A 17,969-nucleotide genomic window follows, 5' to 3' on the forward strand; every position below is an offset into this window, starting at 1 on the left:
TCGATTCGTAGGATGTGGCGGGGCGGTCAGTGGGGGGACTGGGGCGCCACCACGCCGAGTTCGGCCAGCAGCCCGGCACGCAGCACGGTGAACTCCGGCGCGCCCACGTCGCGCGGGCGCGGGAGGTCCACCGGTTGCTCATGGGCGATGACGCCGTCCTGCATCACCAGGACCCGGTCGGCCAGCAACAGCGCCTCCTCCACGTCATGGGTGACGAGCAGCACGGCGCAGCCCCTGCGCTGCCACACCTCGGCGACCTGCTGCTGCGCCTTGATCCGGGTGAGCGCGTCGAGTGCGCCGAACGGCTCATCGAGCAGCAGCAGGTCCGGTGCGCGGACCAACGCCCGTGCCAGTGACGCGCGTTGGGCCTCGCCCCCGGAGAGCGTCTTGGGCCAGGCATCCGCTCGGTGCTCCAGACCCACCTCGGCCAGCGCCCGTACCGCGGTCTCCCGCGCGGGGCGACCCGGCAGGCCCAGCACGACGTTGCGCCAGACGCGTTTCCACGGCATCAGTCGGGGTGCCTGGAAGGCCACCGCCCGGCGACGCGGCACGAGTACGCTGCCGTCGATGTCCCGGTCGAGCCCGGCCAGCACCCGCAGCAGCGTGCTCTTGCCGCAGCCGCTGCGCCCCAGCAGGGCCACGAACTCGCCGGACCGCACCGTGAGATCCAGCTCGTCGAGGACGGCCCGGCCGTCGAAGGACCGGGTCAGCCCGTTGATCTCGACGACCGCCCGGTCGGCGGTCACTTCCCCGTGAACGTCGGTCGCCATTGCAGCAACAGCCTTTCCAGTGTGCGGACGACGACATCGGCTGCCAGGCCGAGGAAGGCGTAGACGATCAGGCAGACCACGATGACGTCGGTGCGGTAGAACTCACGGGCCTGATCCATCAGGAAGCCGATGCCGTCGCTGGCGTTGACCGTCTCGCCGAAGACGAGGGCCAGCCACGCCGAGGCCAACGCGAAACGCAGCCCGGTCAGGGCGCCGGGCAGCGCCCCGGGCAGCACGACGTGGCGGATCAGCCCCCAGCGGCCCAGGCCCAACGTGGCCCCGGCCTCGATCAGCTGGTCGTCCACCCCGCGGATCCCGGCATAGGTGTTGAGGTACAGCGGGAAGGCCGCGGCGAGGGCGATCAGCGCCACCTTCACGGTCTCGCCGATGCCCAGCCAGACGATCAGCAGCGGGACGAGGCCGGCGAACGGCACCGCGCGCAGCATCTGCACCACGGCGTCGATCAGATCCTCGCCCGTCCGCATCAGCCCGGACAGCAGCCCCAACCCGACCCCGACCACCACGCCCGACACCAGCCCGACGGCCACGCGTTGCACCGAAACCGCCATCGCGGACGGCAGCGTGCCGTCCGCGAACAGCCCGCCCGCGGTTCGGGCGATGGTGCCGGGGGAGGCGAGGACGTCCGACTGGAGCACGCCGGTGGCGCTGAGCACCTGCCACAGCACCAGTAGGAGCACGGGCCCGGTGGCGCGTCGGAGCCAGCGCGGCACCCTGCGCCGCCGGGACGACGCGGAGACGAGGCGCTCCAGCTCAACGGCCGCCGCACCGAGTGCGACCGCACGTTCAGGACCATCACCTGAAACCACCGCTGTGTGCGCTTCAGGCGGCGTGTCGTGAGTGCTCATGAAGGGCTCCACGTCGGGGGCGGGAGGACGCGGACGCGGGGCGTGCGCGGCTGTCGGCGGCATCGACGGCGAAGACCGTCACGGCGCCGGCCGTGAGACGCGGAGCGGTGGGAAGCGGGAAAGCATCGCCGGCCGCGACAGCGTGCGGAGGGGGTCCCGCTTAGCAGGTCAAGAGAACCGTTCGCAGGAATCGCCTGGTAAATATGAGGTGAACACGCGGCAGAAGCTAGCAGGTACGACCCTCGGCCGGTCAACGGCGTCTCGTCCCTCGGACGACGCCCCATGTGCGTCGAACGGTGTCCACCGTCAGCCCGCTCCGCCAGCCGCCGAGGCGGCCGCGTGATCGGACGGCAGGGCGCAGGCGCTCTTGGCGCAGAGGGGATGCGGGCGTGCCGAATCGCGGGGGGGCGCGTCGGTCAGTGGAGTCGGGCCGGGTCAGCGGGTGCGTTCGTAGTGGCGGCGTGCCTTTGCGCGGTTGCCGCAGACCGCCATGGAGCACCAGCGGGCGCGGTTGGCGCGGCTGCGGTCGAGGAGGAACAGCCGGCACTCGTCGTTGGCGCAGGGGCGTAGTCGGCCGGGCAGTTGCTTCTGGACGGCGTCCCAGGCGAGGACCATCTCGACGGCCAGTCGCGCGTGCGGGGGAGCCTCGACCGTCCATCGCAGGCCATCCGCAGTGGCCTCCGGGAACTGGTGGACCCCTTCGAGCAGCGGACGCAACACGGCGGGTGGGCTGTCCCCGCGCACCACGTCCCGCAGGGCGTCCCGTGTCTGGCGCAGCAGTGCCAGTTCCGCGAGGCTGCCTTCGCCGCCGTGCTCCCGTGCCCAGCGCCTGCCGCCGGCCGGGTCGCCGAGCGCGTCCCGTTCCTCGCCGTTGATCAGTGGTCTGCTGTTGAGCAGGTCCAGCAGCGCGTCCATCGGGCGCCACCCCCTCTAACCGGATTGAATTGTTTGACAGGTTAGTCCCTCTCGTGCTGCCATGGTGAGAACCTGACCGGTTCAATGGCTTGAAGGGGTTAGAAATGAGCTCGGTGCACCACCGGACCGCCACCGTCGGCGGCCACGAGATCTTCTACCGTGCGGCCGGCCCCGCCGACGCGCCCGCGATCGTCCTGCTGCACGGCTTCCCGACCAGCTCGTTCATGTTCCGCGAACTCATCCCGCTGCTGGCCGGCGACTACCACGTCATCGCGCCGGACCACCTCGGCTTCGGCCACTCCGCCGCCCCCCTCGCAGGGGAGTTCACCTACACCTTCGACGCCCTCGCCGAAGTCACCTCCCAACTCCTCGACCACCTGGGCCTGGACCGCTACGCCCTCTACGTCCAGGACTACGGCGCCCCCATCGGATGGCGCCTCGCGCTCAGGCACCCCGAGCGGATCACCGCCCTCGTCACCCAGAACGGCAACGGCTACGAGGACGGTTTCGTCGAGTCGTTCTGGACGGACGTCTGGGCCTACGCGGCGGACCCCGGGCCCGCCACCGAACCCGCCGTCCGCGCCGCACTGGGCCGCGACGCCATCCGCTGGCAGTACCTGCACGGCGTGCCCGACCCGAGCCTGGTCAGCCCGGACACCTGGGAGCACGACTTCGCCCTCGTCTCCCGCGAGGGGAACGACGAGGTCCAGCTCGCGCTGTTCCGCGACTACCCGAACAACCGCCCGCTCTACCCGCTGCTGCAGGAGTTCCTGCGCACCAGCGAGGTCCCGGTGCTCGCCGTCTGGGGCCGCAACGACGAAATCTTCGGCCCGGCCGGCGCGCGGGCCTTCGCCCGCGACGCCAAGGACGCCGAGGTGCACCTGATCAACGGCGGTCACTTCCTGCTGGAGAGCCACCTGGACGTCGTCGCGGGTTATCTGCGCGGCTTCCTCGGGCGGGTGCTGGGCTGAAGCACGGTGCGCGGGTGCCGCGCAGCGACGCCCGGGGAGGCGGTCCGGGGAGGAACGGGCGACGAACCGGCAAGGCGCAGGCCGAACCGGCCGGTGCCCCTCGGCCCAGCAAACGGCCGTCCACCCCAACGGCCTCACCCGCCCCGGCAGTCGGGCGCTTGCCCTGCCGAGCGGTCCGCAACGGGTAGCGTGCCGGTCGAAGCCGAGGAGGTTCAAGTCACCGTCGCCGGCGCCTTCGTCGTCTACCACGTCAGCGCCTCGATGCTCGTCGTCACCGCGGCCCGCATCGTCCGCTGAGGCCGGCGGCGACCGTGGTCAGGCCGTGGAGGGCATGCCGAGCGCGCCGGGGCGGTCGCGCTCGGAGGGGGCGGACTTCGTCTCGGCCCCGGTGGTCAGCCGACGGACAGGGTGGGGCAGTTGGGCCCCCCGGGGTCAGTCCGAACTGCGGTCGGTGGCGGCGAGGGTGAGGGTGACCAGTGCGAGCCGGCCGTCGACTTCGAGGGTGTCGGCGTCCCCCTCGGCCAGCAGTGCGGCGTCCAGGCGGTCGAGGCGGACGGACTCCTGGTCGAGGGTGGCCGATCCGTCCAGGACGACTGCGAGCACGCACGTTCCGGCTTCCGGTCGTATCGCGACGCGGTCGCGCACGACCCGGACCTGCGCCGTCGCTTCGGCGCGCCGCACCATGACGTTGAAGTCGACGATCGGGCCGTCGAGCAGCTCGCACTGCGTGTCGGAGTCACCGGGGAAGGCGAACGGCTCGTAAGGGGCGGCCAGTACGTGCAGGGTGCCGTCGACCGTCAGGGCCATGCCGGGGCCGTCGACGACGGTGATGGTCCGGTCCACGCCCTCGAAGACGGAGAACGGTCCGCTCTGCGCGACGTCGGCGATGCTGACGCGCCAGAGGAAATCGCCGGTCCCCGCTCCCTCGGGACGGGCGGCCACCTCGGTGGTGACGCCTCCACCGTTCTTCCACGGCGCGGGTGTTCTCTCCTGCGCCCGCAGAACCTCTAGTGCCATGGTCTTCCTTCCGGATCGGACGGCCGCCGAGCCGTTCCTCACGCCTCGTCGGCCCGAACAAGAGGAGAGGACCCCGCAGGTCGGGCTGCGAACCCGGACCTTGAGGCCCTCGCCACCGCACCCTACGCGACCGCCTCGTCGAGGTCAGTCCGACGACGGTCGGCAACGGGCAGCGGGTGGCCCTTCGTTAACCGCCGCCGTCGGTACCGGGGGCCAGGCCGAAGCGGTCCGGGCAGCGGTCCCCGGTGGCGCCGCTCGCGCAGCACATTTGGCCGGGGGTGCACCTGCGAGGTGGCCGAGATGCCCAACAACCCGCGCCCGGTGCGCGAGGCGGACGCCGCCGAGAGGTGGCGCCGCAGGCACCGGCGGGGGCGTGGCTGCTGGGCTCCCGTACTACCGGGCCCCGCGGCCGAGAGCTGGGGTGCGCCGTCGTAGGCGCTCTCCCTGCGGCCCGAACAGGATCAGGTACTCGACCGGCCCACCGGATCCGGCGTTCGCGACTCCGTGAACGGTGCGGGCGTCGAACTCGGCCACGTCCCCGGCGCCCAGGATGAGGTCCTGCTCGCCGAGCGCCAGCCACAGCCGCCCGTACAGGACGCACAGCCACGCGTAGCCGTCGTGGGAGACCTGCCGCGGCCGCGGCGGCGGGGCGTCGACGGCGGGCAGGACGTGCTTGTGGGCGTGCAGGCCCCCCACGTACCGGGTCAGGGGCAGCACCGCCTTGTCGTCGTCGGAACGGTGCGGCACCGGGGTGTGCGGTCGGGGCGCGGCGACGGGCGCGGTGCCGGCCAGCTCGTCCAGGGACACGCCGTACACCTTCGCGAGCCGCAGCAGCACCTCCAAGGTCGGCTTGCGGCGGCCGGTCTCGATCCGCGACAGCGTGCTCAGCGCGATGCCGGTGGCGCGGCCGACGTCGCTGAGCGTGGTGCCGCGCTGCTCGCGTGCGGCCCGCAGCCGGGGGCCCATGGCCGCCAGCGTGTCCGCCGTGCCGTCGTCCGTCATCGTCGCCCCGCTCCCTCGCCGGCCGTGCCGCCTCCACCGTCCTGTCCTGCCAGTTTGCCAGGATGGCAAGGATGCTCGCGCCGGTCGGCCGCCCCGCCGCATGATCGGTGGGCAACCACGGCCGTCCGTGAAACCGAGGAGAAGCGATGCATCAGCCCGCACCGTCCGCCGACCTGAGCCACCGCACCGTCGAGGCACCCGCCGGGCGCCTCCACCTGGTCGAGCAGGGCACCGGACCGCTGGTCCTGCTCGTCCACGGCTTCCCCGAGTCCTGGTACTCCTGGCGCCACCAGCTCCCGGCCCTCGCGGCGGCCGGGTACCGGGCCGTGGCGCTCGACGTGCGCGGCTATGGCCGCTCCTCCAAACCGGCCGCGCCGGACGCCTACCGGATGCTCGACCTGGTGGCGGACAACGTCGCTCTGGTGCGCGCCCTGGGCGAGGAGCGGGCGGTCGTCGTCGGGCACGACTGGGGCTCCAACATCGCGGCGACCTCCGCCCTGCTCCACCCCGAGGTCTTCCGCGCCGTCGGGCTGCTGAGCGTCCCCTACGCGCCGCCCGGCGGCCCCCGCCCCACCGATGCCTTCGCGCAGATGGGCGGCGACGAGGAGTTCTACGTCTCCTACTTCCAGCAACCCGGCCGGGCCGAAGCGGAGATGGAGCCCGACGTCCGGGGCTGGCTCGCGGGCTTCTACGCGGCCCTGTCCGCCGACACCATGCCCGCCCCGGGAGAGCCGGACCCGCACTTCGTGGCCCGCGCCGGCGGCCGGCTGCGCGACCGCTTCCCCGGCGGCAAGCCGCCCGCCTGGCTGACCGAGGACGACCTCGACGTGTACGCCGGGGAGTTCGAGCGCACCGGCACGACCGGAGCCCTCAACCGCTACCGCAACATGGACCGCGACTGGGAGGACCTCGCCCCGTACCGCGGTGCCCCGATCACGCAGCCGTCGCTGTTCATCGGCGGCGCCCTGGACGCGTCCACGACCTGGATGGCCGACGCGATCGACGCCTACCCCGTCACCCTCCCCGGCCTGGCCGCCAGCCACATCCTGGCCGGCTGCGGGCACTGGATCCAACAGGAGCGTCCCGAGGAGGTCAACCGCCTGCTGATCGCCTGGCTCGCCACCCTCAACGGCTGAATCGACGGGCGTGCCGGCCGCGGGCTCCGCCGCGGGACCGCCCGTTCCCGTCCCGCTCCGTCGGAACGGTGGGCTGATGAGGCGTCAGTTGTCTTCGCCGGCTGGTGGGGACACCGGACCGGCGACGCGGGTGAGGTGGAAGTAGAAGTCCGTCGGGTCGTCCTTCTTGTCCATCACGCACAGCAGGACGTCGTCGGTGAGCCGGCGGAAGTGGTCGACGATGGGGAGTTGGTCGTAGACCATCGCGGCGGACTGCTTGCCGCGGAAGACCACCTCGCGCAGCGTCGCGAGGCCCATGCCCTCGAACGAGAAGACCGCCCCGTGCTCGTCGCGGCAGAGCAGCGGCTCCACGTGCTCGGCGTCGACGAACCGTTTGCCGTACCAGCGCATGTGCGCCAGCTGCGCGGCGTTCTCGCTCGTCCGCTCGAACCCGCCGCCCTCCCAGGTGCCGACGAGGAGGTCGACGTCGACCGGTTCGAGCCGGTCGAAGAGTTCGGCCAACGTCGAGTCGTCGTACTCCCCTCCGGAGGCGATGACGTCGAGGACTTCCTGCTCGGTGCTCATGGGCGGGGTCTCCTTCGGCCGGCGGGCGGACGGGGTGGGTGGGGTGTGCGGGGTGGCGCCCGGCTCACCAGGCAGGGGAGCGGAGTCCGCCCGGCCGGGCCGAACGGGGTCGAAGCGGTGGTACATGCGCGCATGCCAGAGCGCCACCCGCTCCAGCGCCACCGCGGAACCATACCCGGCCGCGGTGAGCGGAGCCAGGGACCGCCGGCAGTCGTCGAGCGCCGCCTCGGCCCGCTGGTACGCCTCCTGTTGGCCGAGACCGATGGCCAGGGCGTCGGTCTTCCCCTCGTGCCGTTCCCGCTGGTGGCCGCGGAGGTCGTTGAGCAGTCGGATCGCGATCGCCGCCTGGCGCAGCGCCCCGCGCAGCACCGGCAGGCGCCTGGGCAGATCGGGCTCGTCCATGAGCGCCCACAGGGCGGTGACCTGCTGTTCCACGCCGATCGTCCAGGCGCCGTGGGTCAGGTAGTCGGCCAGTCGGGGTATTCCGCCGCCGGTGGCAGCGGTGCGTGCGGCCTCGCGTTCGCGGTCCATGCCCACGAGGGTCTGGTGCATGCTTTTCCGCCAGACGGCGAGGAGTTCGGGCCGGCCGTCGTGCTCCATGGCCGCGACGATCTCGGCCAGTGCGCGCGTCACCGGGTCGGCGCTGGTGCTGCCGTCGGCGCGTCCGGCCAGGACCTCGTGCCAGGCCCGGACGCGGGCGTCCGTGGTGTCCCGTTCGGTGGTGCGCTGACCCGCCCCGGTGCCCAACGGGCCCTGGGGGACAGGCAGTTCCGGTGCGTCCAGGACGTTGTCGATCGCCATCAGCCAGACCGTGAGGCGGGACAGCAGATAGCAGCGCTCGGGAGGCAACCACGGGGTGAAGAAGGCCGTTTGGAGGCACATCAGGGGGACGAGCGCGGGGCTCACGGGCAGGCCGAGCCCTTTGAGCCAGATGTCGAGCCGCGGCATGTTCCGCAGTGCGGCGGAGCATGTGTCCGCTTGGGAAACGATCTCCCGGGGAGGGTGACTGGCAGGTCGCGAAGTGTCCACGCCGTCAGGCTACGTCCGGTGCCCCGGAGGTTCCCGCGTACGGAGCGGCGGACGGTTCCTGCGCGAACGGCCGAACCGTGCACGGCGGAACCAGGAGGAGCAGAGGACCGATGTCACCAGGACGTACCGAGCCCGCGATACCGGACGCGCACCTCGCACCGCCCCTCCTGCGCCGTGCCGACCAGGCCCTTGCGCTCGCCACCCGCTACGTCCTCGCCACCCAACGGGGCGACGGTTCGTGGCGCGCGGTTCCCGACCCCCGCATCACCGAGACCGCACTGTGCACACTGGCCCTGGCGCGCTCCCCGTACCCGGGAGCCGGCCGCGCCGCCGAACGGGGGAAGGCGTGGCTCGTCGCCGGAGCCGCCCCGCAGCGGCACCATCCGGTGGCCCACGCGGTGGAGACCGCGCTGCGCTCCCTGGCCCTGGACACCGGCGAACCCGTCGACGTCAGCCACCCCGCCTTCACGGACCGGGCGCTGTCGGCCCGCGCCAGGCTCCTCGCGTCCGTCGCCCTGCACACCGCCCGGCCGACCCGCGGCGGCGCCGAGCCCGCCGCGCTGCGCGCCCGACTGGCCGCCGCCGTCGCGGCCCCGGAACGGCTCAAGCGCTGGACCCAGGTGGAACTCTGGTCGGCACACGCCCTGGTGGAGCTGCACTTCGGCGACCGGGCGGCCGCGCTGCGGGCCACCCGGCTGATCGCCGACCAGCAGTCCCCGGCGGGTGACTTCTTCGCCAACCCGGTCAGCACCGCCCTTGCCGCGCTCGCGCTCCAGGCGGCCGCCCCGGGCACGGCGGCCATCCGGCGCTGCACGGAGTACCTCCTCGCCAGCCAACTGGCCGACGGCACCTGGCGCTTCGTCTCCAGCGACGTCTGGGACACCGCACTGACCCTGCGGGTCTTCCGTGGTGCGGCGGACTTCGACGACCGGGGGGCGGGGCGCGCGGTGGCGTTCCTCGTCGCCGCGCAGAACCCGGACGGCGGCTGGCCGTACCGGTCGGGCGTCGAGTCCGACAACGACACCACGGCGGCCGCCCTGATCGCCCTGGCCGGCGCGTGCGGTGCGCCGGCCGCGACGTTACGGGCCGGCCTGCGCCATCTCGCCGACCAGCAGACGCCCGACGGGCTCTGGCGCACCTGGCAGTCCGCCGGCGATCCTCCGGTGGACGACGTGATCGCCCATGTCGTGACCGCACTGGACCGTCACGTCGACCGGCACCGGGTACCGGTGGCCGCGGCCCGTGACTGGCTCGCCGGGCGCTTCGCCCAGCAGGGGCGGTGGCACGCCGGCTGGTACCGCGGCCTGCCGTACGCCACCGCCGAGGTGCTGCCGGCCTTCGACGCGGCGGCCCACGCGGGCGGCCACCCCGCCGCCCGGGCCCTGGCCGCGACCCGCAACGCCGACGGTGGTTGGCCCGTCGAGCCGGGCGACCCCAGCACGCCGGTCGCCACCGGCCTGGCCCTCGCCGCCCTGGAACGGGGCGGCGTGCACGACGCCACGTACGGGACGCAGGGGCTGCGCCACCTCCTGCGGACCCAGCGCGACGACGGCACCTGGCCCGGCGTTCCGTTGATGTACGGCCCCCGCCCGCTTTTGACGCACTTCCCCACCCAGAACCACGCCCTCACCGCCGACGGCCTCTTCGCGGTGGTGCGTCGGCTCCGCGCCGCCGGCGGAACGCCGTGACGGGGGCCGGCGTGCCGGGCGACGACCCGCGGGGCGGCAGCCGGCGAGGGGCCGCCGGCGCCCCCGGACGCCTGCCGCTGGTGGGGCACTCCGTCCCGCTCCGGCGTGACCCGCTGCGCTTCCTGTGCGGGCTGCGACAGCGCGGCCCGGTGACGAAGATCTACATCGGGCCACGGCCGGTGCATGTCGTCAACTCACCAGAGCAGGTGCGGGAGTTGTTGACGGTGCAGGCGCGGTCCTTCGACAAGGGTGCCATGTTCGACGCGCTGCGCGTCCCGCTCGGCGACGGGTTGATCACCGCCGCCGGCGACCGCCACCTGCGCCACCGCCGACTGGTGCAACCCGCCTTCCACCACGAGCGGATCGCCCGTTACGCCCGCACCATGGCGGAACGCTCCCTGGCCCGGTCCGCCGACTGGGCGCCCGGCACCACGCGCGATCTGGTGCCGGACATCCACCGCCTGACCCTCGACGTCCTGCTGCGCACGCTTTTCGCCGCTCCGCACGAGCCGGGCCTGGACGCCGCCGTGCAGGACTGGCTGTCGGTCAAGTACCACTCGATGCGCCTGGCCCTGTCCCCGCTGCACGCCTGGGCCGAACGCGTCCCGCTGCTCCCCGGGTGGCGACCGCCGGACGCCGGCCCGTTGCGGCGGTTGGTCGACGTCCAGCTCCGGATCATCGAGGGCTACCGGGCGGACGGGCGGGACCGCGGCGACCTGCTGTCAATGCTCCTGCTCGCCGGCGGCCCGGAAGGGGCGCTGACCGACGCCGAGGTGACCGACGAACTGATCACCCTGTTCCTGGCCGGCACCGGCACGGTCAGCGCGTCCCTGGCCTGGGCGCTGCACGAGATCTCCCGCCGCCCGGACGTCCAACGACGGATCCACGACGAACTCGACACCGTGCTCGCGGGACGACCACCCGCGTTCGAGGACCTGCCCGCGCTGGTCCACACGCGGCAGGTGCTGACCGAGGTGCTGCGGCTGCATCCGCCGTCCTGGCTGCTGATGCGCCGCGCGGTGCGGCCGGTCACGCTCGGCGGGGTCCGGCTCGCCCCGGGCGACGAGGTGTTCTTCAGCCCGTACGCCCTGCACCGCGATCCACACCTGTACGAGGACCCGGAGGACTTCGCCCCCGACCGGTGGCCGGCCGACGCCGCGGCGAAGGCGCCGCGGCACACCTTCCTGCCGTTCGGGGCGGGCAGTCGCCTGTGCATCGGCGAGGACTACGCCTGGACCGAACTCACCCTGGCGGTGGCCGCGTTCACCGCGGGACGCCGCCTGGAACCGGCCGGGACCGCCCCCGTCCGGGCCCTGGTCGGCACCGTCCTGCGCCCGGACCGGCTCCCGCTGACGGCCCGGCCCCGCCCGGCCTGACCCGTCGCCGCCAGCACCTCACCGCACCGTCGGCGGCCAATCACCAGCCACCAGCCACCAACCACCAATCGCCCATCGCCAACCATCAATCACCGGAACGCTTCCCCCGTCCCTCCTCGTTGGTCGGAGCCGCACATGTCCAGCCCCGCATCACCGTCCGACGGCGCGGCGCCCGCCGCGCCGCAGCCAGGCACGCAGCCAGGCGCGCAGCCAGGCACCGTGACCGCTTCGCAGGCGGGTCCGTGGCCCGGGCCCTGGTCCGGGCGGCTTCAGGACCGGGTCGCCCTGGTGATCGGTGGCGCCTCCGGGATCGGTGCGGCCTGTGCGACGCGCCTGGCCGGGGAGGGGGCCGTGGTGGTGGTCGCGGACCTCGACGAGGACGGTGCGGAGCGGGTGGCCGAACGGATCGGCGCGGCCGGTGGCACGGCCCTGGCGCGCCGGGTCGACGTCACCGACCCGGACAGCGTCGCCCGGGTCGTCACGGATGCCGCCACCGTGCGCAACGGCCTGCGGATCGCGGTGAACAGCGCCGGGATCAACGGCCCGCTCAGCCCGCTGGCCGAGCTGTCGCCCGCCGACTTCGACGCCGTGCTGAAGGTGAACCTGCACGGTGTCTTCCACGCCCTGCACCACCAACTGCCCGCGATGGCGGCCACCGGCGGCGTCATCGTCAACCTCGCCTCCATCGCCGCGCATGCGGGCTTCCGCAACCACGCCGCCTACACCGCGGCCAAACAGGGCGTCCTCGCGCTGACCCGGACCGCGGCCCGGGAACACGCCGACCAGGGCATCCGGGTGCTGTCGGTGTCGCCGGGCATCGTCGAGACGCCCATGGTCACCGCGTTGCCGCCCGGTGCCACCGACGGACTGCTCGCCGCCGTCCCGCTGGGGCGCGCGGCCCGCCCGGCCGAGGTGGCCGGACTCGTCGCGTACCTGGTGTCCGACGACGCCTCGTACCTGACGGGCAGCGACCACGTGGTCGACGGCGGATACCTGGCCAAGTGACGGCCGGACCCTCCCGCTTCCGGTGGCCCGCCCGGGTCGGCCCCGGAAGCGGAAGCGGTGCCGATGACTTGTACCGGCGCTCTGGTGCCCACTCGTCGGCGGGGGATACGTTCTGCTGCGAGGTGCCCCATAACGGGGCATCAAGAGATTGGGGGGAAAAATGCGCAAGATTGCTGTATCGGCCGCTGGTCTGACGCTGGCCGTGGGGGTCCTCGGGCTCACCGTGGTGCCCAGTGCCGCGGCGGCGACGCCCTGTCCGTCCGGAGCGGTCTGTATCCGGGAGACCAACGGCAGCATCCTGAGCAAGAACATCTTCTACAGCTACGGCGCCCACAACCTGTCGAACGTCACCGGTGACCGGGTGATCGTGAACAACCAGACGGGCGGCGCCGGATTCCAGTTCTGCTACGGGTACAACGGCGGTGGCGGCTGCTCCGTCGTGATGCGTGGCGTGGGTGAGTCCGCGCCCTACAACATGACGCCGATCAACTCCGTGGTGCTCGTGCCGTAAGCGCCGCCGCGGCGCGACCTGCCGGGCCGACCCGGCCGGCACGCCATGACCGGGCGGCCGGCCGGGGACCTTGGGGGAGGACCTTTGGCCGGTCGCCCGATCGTCGGGGCCGGAGCCGGCAGGGGGCCGGCGGCCGACCCGGTCCTGCCCGGAACCGCGGGCCCGGCCCCGCTGGCCCGCTAGACGGTGGAGCGAAAGCGGTTCCGGTATTCCGTCGGGGTGGTGTCGAGCTTGCGGCGGAAGGCGCGGACGAGGGTGTCGACGGTGTGGAACCCGCAGGCGGAGGCGACGCGTTCGAGGGTGTCGTCGGTCGATTCCAGTCGGTTGCGGGCCGCTTCCACCCGGGCCGCCTCGACGTAGGCCGCGGGCGTCATGCCCAGTTCGGACTTGAAGATGCGGGTGAGTTGCCGCTCGCCGACCTTGGCGTGCGCGGCGAGGTCGGTGACGGTGAGGCTGCCGGCGAGGGTGCGCGTGATGTGGTGGCGGAGTTCGTCCATGCGCCGGGTCGTCGAGACGGGCTCCAGCGGAACGCTGAACTGGCTCTGTCCGCTGGGGCGTTTGAGGTACATCACCAGCTGCCGGGCGACGCGCAGCGCCGCGGCCTCGCCGAAGTCGTCCGCCACCAGGGCCAGTGACAGGTCCAGGCAGGCGCTGATGCCTGCCCCGGTCCACACGTCGCGGTCGCGGATGAAGATCGGGTCGGCGTCCACCTCGATCGACGGGTGTTCGGCGGCGAGTTGCCGGGCGGTCGACCAGTGGGTCGTGGCGCGCTTGCCGTCGAGCAGCCCGGCGGCGGCGAGGAGGTGCGCGCCGACGCAGACGGAGGCGACGCGCCGGGTGCGGCCGGCGAGCGTCCTGACCCAGGCGACCACCGCCGGGTCGGTGACCGCGCGGACGCGGCCGTCGCCGTCCACCTCGACCGAGCCCGGGACCAGCAGGGTGTCGATGCTCCGGTCGGCGACCTCGCGGAAGGTGGTGTCGGGCAGGACGCGGACGCCGGCCGAGGTGGTGACCGGGTCCATGGTCTCGGCGGCCAGCGCGACGCGGTAGCCCGTTTCGCCGGCCAACTCCCTTTGCAGGAGCGCGAACACCTCCGGAGGTCCCGTCACGTCCAGCAGGTCGACGCCGTCGAAGAGGACGACGACGATGAACCGTTCGATGCTGCTCACGAGGGTCTCCGTCCGGCTGGCGAGCCTCCGGCGATGTCCGGATCTGCAGGTTACATGTCATTGCCGACATGCGCGGCGGCTCCTAGCGTGGGAGGCGGCCACCACGTGCTGGCCCTGACCATCCGATCCGCACCCCGAGGGGACACCGCCATGCCTACGACGACCCTGCGCGAACTCACCGGCCTCGACCAGACGCCCGCGTCACTGGCCGACGCGACCCTGATCCTGGTCGACTACCAGAACACCTACACCCGCGGCGTGCTGGAACTGACCGGGTGGCAGCCCGCCCTGGACGCCGCGGCGGCGCTGTTGGCCGACGCGAGGCAGGCCGGCGCGAAGGTCCTGCACGTCATCCACGACGGCGGGGAGGGCAGTGCCTACGACATCCGGACCGACATCGGTCAGATCCACTCCAGCGTGGCGCCCGTCGAGGGCGAGGACGTCGTCGTCAAGGCGGCCCCCGATGCGTTCGTCGGCACCGACCTGGGGGAGCGCGTCGACGCCGCCGGCAACAAGGACGTCATCGTCATCGGATTCATGACGCACATGTGCGTGACCTTCACGGCCCAGGGCGCCTTCCTGCGCGGCAACCGGCCCACCGTGGTGGCCGACGCCTGCGCGACCCGGCCGCTGCGGACGGCCGTCGCGGAACAGCCCGCAGACCAGATCCACCACGGCGCGCTCGCCACGATCGCCGACCTCTACGGCGTGGTCGTGCCGTCCGCCGGCTCGCTGGGCTGAGCGTCGGCTCCCTTGCCGCCGCGCCGGTGGGCCGACCACGGGGGAGTGGGCGTGCGGTCCGGCGCGGCGGTTCCGGGGCGGTTCAGTGCGCGTCGTCCGCCCGCCAGCGGAGGGTCATGTCGGGCAGCCCCTCCATGTTGCGGCTGCCGTCGTCGGTGTCGACCACGGTGAATCCGTGCCGGGTGTAGAACGCCCGGGCGCCGGTGTTCTGTTGGAAGACGTGCAGCGAGACGTCGCCGCCGCTGTGCCGCTTGACCTCGTCGAGCAGGAGCGTCCCGATGCCCTGGCGCAGGACGTCCGGACGCAGGTAGAGGTCGTGCAGCACCGCCCCCTCGACGGTGGCGTAACCGACGACCTCGGTGTCGCGCAGGGCGACCCACGTCCGGTACGAGGGCAGCACGATGTCCCGGATCCACTGGGTCACGTCGTCGTGGGTGCGTCGCTGCGGCGGGAGGTACGGCATGGTCGCGGCCCGGGAGGTCATGTGGACGTGGGCGATCGAGGCCGCGTCGGTCGGCTCCCCGGGGCGGATCACGGTCTGTGTGTCGACGGTCATCGCAGCAAGGTAGCGCGGTGGTACGGGGGGACGCAGGTGAGATTCGAGAGGGAGGTGGGGTGGGGAGGGGTGGGGGTCTCTGGGGGCGGAACGGGGGCGCGCCGACCGGCCGGGTTCGTTCGGGTGCCGACCCACGAGGTGTAGGTTAGGTTAGGCAAACCTAAGTAGCCCTCCCTGGTTGCCCCTGGAGAACCCGGATGCGTCTTTTCAGTGCTCGCGCTCACCCCCCGACCGCCGCCGAGCGTGTCCGCTCGATCCTGGCCGCCGCCCATTCCATGACGGTGGTGAGCGACGGGCTGCACACCGAGGTGCGGCGCCTCGACGGCACCGACGCGATGGGCCACTTCCACCTGCACGCCCCGTGCGACGGCGACGCCGCCCACCTGGTCGGACGCGTCCCGGTCCGGTTGGAACTCACCGACATCGCGCCCACCCCGGTGCGCGACCGCCTGCGGGCCCGCGTCACCGTGGCCGGGCTGCTGGCCGCCCCGTACGGCCCCGAAGCCACCCAGAGCACCTGTATGGAATTCGGCCAAGCCGTCCTGGAAGACGCCGACGGCCGCGCCTACGTGACCCTCGAAGCCCTGGAGGCGGCCGAACCGGACCCCGTGGCGACGAGCGAGGCGGGCATGCTGACCCACCTCGTCGACCACCACGCCGAACTCGTCCCCCTGCTGCTGCGCCTCGTCCGGCCGGTGCCGGAAGCCGGCGTGCTGCGCGTGCTGCCGGTGCGGATGGACCGCCACGGGCTGGTCCTGCGCCTCGAATACCCGAGCGGCCACCGGGATGTCCGGCTGCCGTTCAGCGCACCGCTGGCCCATGTCGACCAGGCCGGCCCCCGGGTCCACGCCCTCGCGGCCACGGCGCGGCGCCTCTCCCACACCAGCCACCTGCTCACCTGAGCCGCGCCCGCCCGCGTCAACAGAACGGCCCGCCCCGAAGGGCGGGCCGTTCGACGTCCGCGGACTCCGTCGCGATCAGGCGGTGATTGCCTTACTGCGACGCCCCGTTGGTGAGGCGTCGGCGGCTGCGTCGCGTGGCGGCCACGGTCAGCGCCGCGGCGGCGGCGAGCGGGCCGGCCGGGACGTCGGAACCGGTCGCGGCGAGGGTGCCGGTCGAGCCGCTCGGCCCGGTCGAGCCGGCCGGTCCGGTGGCACCGGGCGCCGTGCTCGCGCCGTCCGACGAGGCGCCGGAAGAGGGGAGTCGGGCGCCGTCGGTGAGGGCGACCGCCACGCTGACCGGGTCGAGGGCGTCGCCCGCCCGGTAGGAGCCGCCGAACGCCTTCGCGCCGCCCTCGGTGAGCGCGGCCGGAACCCGCTCCAGGGCCACCACGTCGCGCTGCGCGGACGGCACTCCGGAGCCGAGCGCGAGGGTCCGCCACCGTCAGCTGCCGGTACGTGCGGACCTCGCCGGACTCCCGGTCCTTGGTGGCGACGTCGGCGATCAGGCAGCCGGTGCTTCGCCGCCCGCCCGTTCTCCGCCCTGTCCGGCGGCGAACGGGCCCGGGTCGCCCTCGCCCGGGTCCTCGCCCAGTCGACGCCGTTGCTGCTGCTGGACGAGCCGACCGCCGCCCTCGACCTGCGCCACCAGGAACTCGTGCTGCGCCTGTGCCGCGGCCGGGCCGCCACCGGCGCCGCGGTGGTGGTCGTCCTGCACGACCTCGGCCTGGCCGCCGCGCACGCCGACCGCACGGCGGTCCTGCACGAGGGCCGGATCGTCGCGGTGGGGCCGCCGTCCGACGCCCTGCGACCCGCACTGCTCAGCCGCGTCTACCGGCACCCCGTCGAGGTCCTGCCGCATCCGCGCACCGGCGCGGCCCTGGTCCTGCCGCACCGGCCGTGACGCGCCCGGCGGCCGGCTCAGAGGCGGTCGTCGGGCAGCTCCCGATAGCGCTGCCGCAACACGTCGAGGAGCGGGTGGTCGGTGTCCAGCGGCACGTCGTCGACGGCCGCGAGGGGGCGGACGCCGATCGCGGCGTTGGTCGCGAACGCGGCCCGCAGCTGGGGGAGTTCGGTGCGCGGCACCGGGCGCCGCTGCCACGTGTGCACGGTCTGGAGCAGCCGCATGGTCACCCCCGGCAGCACCCGGGCCGCCGGCCAGACGACGTGTCCTTGCGCGTCGACGAAGCCGACGTTCCACGTCGCACCCTCGGACAGCACGTCGGTCCCCGGCTCGACGAACAGCGCGTCGTCGGCACCGGCCCGCTGCGCGGCCCGCCGGATGGCCAACTGCCCGAAGAGCCCCACGTGCTTCACCTCCGGCATCTCCCGCTGGTACGCGACGGTGGTGACCCGCAACGGCGCCAGCGGGCCGCCCACCGGGCGGCAGGTGACCAGGAGGTGCGGCTCGGCGTCGGCCCCGGGCCGGGCCAGCCCCAGGCCCGGGTCGAACACCGTCACCCGCACGGCCAGCGAACCCGTCCGCCCGTCCACGGCCTGGCCGAGGAGGGCGCGGACCCGCGCGCGGTCCAGCGCGGCGTCGAACACGGTCCGGCAGTCGGCCGCCAAGCGGTCGAGGTGCAACGACAGTCCCTTGACGCGCCCGTCGTCGACGCGCAGCGTGGTGAAGTGGCCGAAGTTGGTGAGCGCCAGTGCCTTGAGCGCGTCGACACCGACCGGTTCGCCGTTGAGGTAGTCCATCGGCTCAGTCTGAC

The 17,969-nt window shown here is 73.4% G+C and carries 18 protein-coding genes and 1 pseudogene; 9 read left to right on the plus strand and 10 right to left on the minus strand.

Annotated features, from left to right (window positions below; translation table 11 throughout):
* Positions 1-26: 26 nt before the first annotated feature.
* The 3 genes from ACJ6WD_RS35750 to ACJ6WD_RS35760 form a co-directional block, all read right to left on the minus strand.
* Positions 27-770, minus strand: a complete 744-nt coding sequence (locus ACJ6WD_RS35750; protein ID WP_407617321.1) for an ABC transporter ATP-binding protein — start codon at positions 768-770, stop codon at positions 27-29.
* Positions 743-1,636, minus strand: a complete 894-nt coding sequence (locus tag ACJ6WD_RS35755; protein ID WP_407617322.1) for an ABC transporter permease — start codon at positions 1,634-1,636, stop codon at positions 743-745. Before ACJ6WD_RS35755 ends, ACJ6WD_RS35750 begins: the two co-directional genes overlap by 28 nt.
* A gap of 435 nt (positions 1,637-2,071) precedes the next feature.
* Positions 2,072-2,551 (minus strand): CGNR zinc finger domain-containing protein, encoded by a 480-nt coding sequence (locus tag ACJ6WD_RS35760; RefSeq protein ID WP_407617323.1) that lies wholly within the window; start codon positions 2,549-2,551, stop codon positions 2,072-2,074.
* A gap of 104 nt (positions 2,552-2,655) precedes the next feature.
* On the opposite strand from ACJ6WD_RS35760, the gene ACJ6WD_RS35765 reads away from it, so the two are divergent.
* Positions 2,656-3,522 (plus strand): alpha/beta hydrolase, encoded by an 867-nt coding sequence (locus ACJ6WD_RS35765; RefSeq protein ID WP_331248156.1) that lies wholly within the window; start codon positions 2,656-2,658, stop codon positions 3,520-3,522.
* 432 nt (positions 3,523-3,954) lie between these two features.
* On the opposite strand, the gene ACJ6WD_RS35770 is transcribed toward ACJ6WD_RS35765, so the two are convergent.
* Both ACJ6WD_RS35770 and ACJ6WD_RS35775 read right to left on the minus strand, forming a co-directional pair.
* Positions 3,955-4,539, minus strand: coding sequence for a HutD family protein (locus ACJ6WD_RS35770; RefSeq protein WP_233660717.1), 585 nt, complete (start codon positions 4,537-4,539; stop codon positions 3,955-3,957).
* 393 nt (positions 4,540-4,932) lie between these two features.
* Positions 4,933-5,541 carry a helix-turn-helix domain-containing protein gene (locus ACJ6WD_RS35775; protein ID WP_407617324.1) on the minus strand — a complete coding sequence of 203 codons (609 nt, stop codon included), beginning with the start codon at positions 5,539-5,541 and terminating at the stop codon, positions 4,933-4,935.
* A 146-nt stretch (positions 5,542-5,687) separates the two neighbouring features.
* Between ACJ6WD_RS35775 and ACJ6WD_RS35780 the strand changes: the two genes are divergently transcribed.
* Positions 5,688-6,677, plus strand: a complete 990-nt coding sequence (locus ACJ6WD_RS35780; protein WP_407617325.1) for an alpha/beta fold hydrolase — start codon at positions 5,688-5,690, stop codon at positions 6,675-6,677.
* Positions 6,678-6,761: 84 nt separating this feature from the next.
* Here the strand turns inward: ACJ6WD_RS35780 and ACJ6WD_RS35785 are convergent, their stop codons facing one another.
* A complete protein-coding gene (locus ACJ6WD_RS35785) occupies positions 6,762-8,189 on the minus strand; it encodes a DUF4334 domain-containing protein (protein WP_407617326.1) in 1,428 nt (475 codons plus the stop codon).
* A 191-nt stretch (positions 8,190-8,380) separates the two neighbouring features.
* Here ACJ6WD_RS35785 and ACJ6WD_RS35790 point away from each other — a divergent pair, with 191 nt between their 5' ends.
* The 4 genes from ACJ6WD_RS35790 to ACJ6WD_RS35805 all read left to right on the plus strand — a co-directional run bounded on the left by ACJ6WD_RS35790 (position 8,381) and on the right by ACJ6WD_RS35805 (position 12,850).
* Positions 8,381-9,958 carry a prenyltransferase/squalene oxidase repeat-containing protein gene (locus tag ACJ6WD_RS35790; protein WP_407617327.1) on the plus strand — a complete coding sequence of 526 codons (1,578 nt, stop codon included), beginning with the start codon at positions 8,381-8,383 and terminating at the stop codon, positions 9,956-9,958.
* 11 nt (positions 9,959-9,969) lie between these two features.
* Positions 9,970-11,334, plus strand: coding sequence for a cytochrome P450 (locus ACJ6WD_RS35795; protein ID WP_407617328.1), 1,365 nt, complete (start codon positions 9,970-9,972; stop codon positions 11,332-11,334).
* 219 nt (positions 11,335-11,553) lie between these two features.
* Complete coding sequence (locus ACJ6WD_RS35800) at positions 11,554-12,339, plus strand: SDR family NAD(P)-dependent oxidoreductase (RefSeq protein WP_407617329.1); 786 nt, start codon at positions 11,554-11,556, stop codon at positions 12,337-12,339.
* A gap of 160 nt (positions 12,340-12,499) precedes the next feature.
* On the plus strand, positions 12,500-12,850 hold the full coding sequence (locus tag ACJ6WD_RS35805; RefSeq protein WP_331248162.1) for a hypothetical protein: 351 nt from the start codon (positions 12,500-12,502) through the stop codon (positions 12,848-12,850).
* A gap of 179 nt (positions 12,851-13,029) precedes the next feature.
* On the opposite strand, the gene ACJ6WD_RS35810 is transcribed toward ACJ6WD_RS35805, so the two are convergent.
* Positions 13,030-14,019 (minus strand): DJ-1/PfpI family protein, encoded by a 990-nt coding sequence (locus ACJ6WD_RS35810; RefSeq protein WP_331248163.1) that lies wholly within the window; start codon positions 14,017-14,019, stop codon positions 13,030-13,032.
* A 150-nt stretch (positions 14,020-14,169) separates the two neighbouring features.
* Between ACJ6WD_RS35810 and ACJ6WD_RS35815 the strand changes: the two genes are divergently transcribed.
* Positions 14,170-14,760 carry a cysteine hydrolase family protein gene (locus tag ACJ6WD_RS35815; protein WP_407617330.1) on the plus strand — a complete coding sequence of 197 codons (591 nt, stop codon included), beginning with the start codon at positions 14,170-14,172 and terminating at the stop codon, positions 14,758-14,760.
* 82 nt (positions 14,761-14,842) lie between these two features.
* Here ACJ6WD_RS35815 and ACJ6WD_RS35820 read toward each other — a convergent pair whose 3' ends face one another.
* Positions 14,843-15,316, minus strand: coding sequence for a GNAT family N-acetyltransferase (locus ACJ6WD_RS35820; RefSeq protein WP_407617331.1), 474 nt, complete (start codon positions 15,314-15,316; stop codon positions 14,843-14,845).
* A 197-nt stretch (positions 15,317-15,513) separates the two neighbouring features.
* Here ACJ6WD_RS35820 and ACJ6WD_RS35825 point away from each other — a divergent pair, with 197 nt between their 5' ends.
* Complete coding sequence (locus tag ACJ6WD_RS35825; RefSeq protein WP_407617332.1) at positions 15,514-16,218, plus strand: DUF2470 domain-containing protein; 705 nt, start codon at positions 15,514-15,516, stop codon at positions 16,216-16,218.
* A gap of 91 nt (positions 16,219-16,309) precedes the next feature.
* Here ACJ6WD_RS35825 and ACJ6WD_RS35830 read toward each other — a convergent pair whose 3' ends face one another.
* A complete protein-coding gene (locus tag ACJ6WD_RS35830; protein WP_407617333.1) occupies positions 16,310-16,669 on the minus strand; it encodes an HtaA domain-containing protein in 360 nt (119 codons plus the stop codon).
* A gap of 105 nt (positions 16,670-16,774) precedes the next feature.
* On the opposite strand from ACJ6WD_RS35830, the pseudogene ACJ6WD_RS35835 reads away from it, so the two are divergent.
* Positions 16,775-17,158: pseudogene (locus ACJ6WD_RS35835) on the plus strand (ATP-binding cassette domain-containing protein); the annotation flags it as partial.
* A 17-nt stretch (positions 17,159-17,175) separates the two neighbouring features.
* On the opposite strand, the gene ACJ6WD_RS35840 reads toward ACJ6WD_RS35835, so the two are convergent.
* Positions 17,176-17,955, minus strand: coding sequence for an aminotransferase class IV (locus tag ACJ6WD_RS35840; RefSeq protein WP_376444712.1), 780 nt, complete (start codon positions 17,953-17,955; stop codon positions 17,176-17,178).
* Positions 17,956-17,969 lie beyond the last annotated feature (14 nt).

This window comes from Streptomyces sp. VTCC 41912 (assembly GCF_045799175.1).
GTDB lineage: Bacteria > Actinomycetota > Actinomycetes > Streptomycetales > Streptomycetaceae > Streptomyces > Streptomyces albulus_C.

Bases quoted from the DNA above. Each gene is read 5' to 3' on its own strand.
- ACJ6WD_RS35780 (WP_407617325.1), top strand. From the start codon at position 5,688: ATGCATCAGCCCGCACCGTCCGCCGACCTGAGCCACCGCACCGTCGAG.
- ACJ6WD_RS35760 (WP_407617323.1), bottom strand. From the start codon at position 2,551: ATGGACGCGCTGCTGGACCTGCTCAACAGCAGACCACTGATCAACGGC.
- ACJ6WD_RS35755 (WP_407617322.1), bottom strand. From the start codon at position 1,636: ATGAGCACTCACGACACGCCGCCTGAAGCGCACACAGCGGTGGTTTCA.
- ACJ6WD_RS35815 (WP_407617330.1), top strand. From the start codon at position 14,170: ATGCCTACGACGACCCTGCGCGAACTCACCGGCCTCGACCAGACGCCC.
- ACJ6WD_RS35775 (WP_407617324.1), bottom strand. From the start codon at position 5,541: ATGACGGACGACGGCACGGCGGACACGCTGGCGGCCATGGGCCCCCGG.
- ACJ6WD_RS35750 (WP_407617321.1), bottom strand. From the start codon at position 770: ATGGCGACCGACGTTCACGGGGAAGTGACCGCCGACCGGGCGGTCGTC.
- ACJ6WD_RS35765 (WP_331248156.1), top strand. From the start codon at position 2,656: ATGAGCTCGGTGCACCACCGGACCGCCACCGTCGGCGGCCACGAGATC.
- ACJ6WD_RS35790 (WP_407617327.1), top strand. From the start codon at position 8,381: ATGTCACCAGGACGTACCGAGCCCGCGATACCGGACGCGCACCTCGCA.
- ACJ6WD_RS35770 (WP_233660717.1), bottom strand. From the start codon at position 4,539: ATGGCACTAGAGGTTCTGCGGGCGCAGGAGAGAACACCCGCGCCGTGG.
- ACJ6WD_RS35805 (WP_331248162.1), top strand. From the start codon at position 12,500: ATGCGCAAGATTGCTGTATCGGCCGCTGGTCTGACGCTGGCCGTGGGG.
- ACJ6WD_RS35840 (WP_376444712.1), bottom strand. From the start codon at position 17,955: ATGGACTACCTCAACGGCGAACCGGTCGGTGTCGACGCGCTCAAGGCA.
- ACJ6WD_RS35825 (WP_407617332.1), top strand. From the start codon at position 15,514: ATGCGTCTTTTCAGTGCTCGCGCTCACCCCCCGACCGCCGCCGAGCGT.
- ACJ6WD_RS35820 (WP_407617331.1), bottom strand. From the start codon at position 15,316: ATGACCGTCGACACACAGACCGTGATCCGCCCCGGGGAGCCGACCGAC.
- ACJ6WD_RS35785 (WP_407617326.1), bottom strand. From the start codon at position 8,189: ATGCCGCGGCTCGACATCTGGCTCAAAGGGCTCGGCCTGCCCGTGAGC.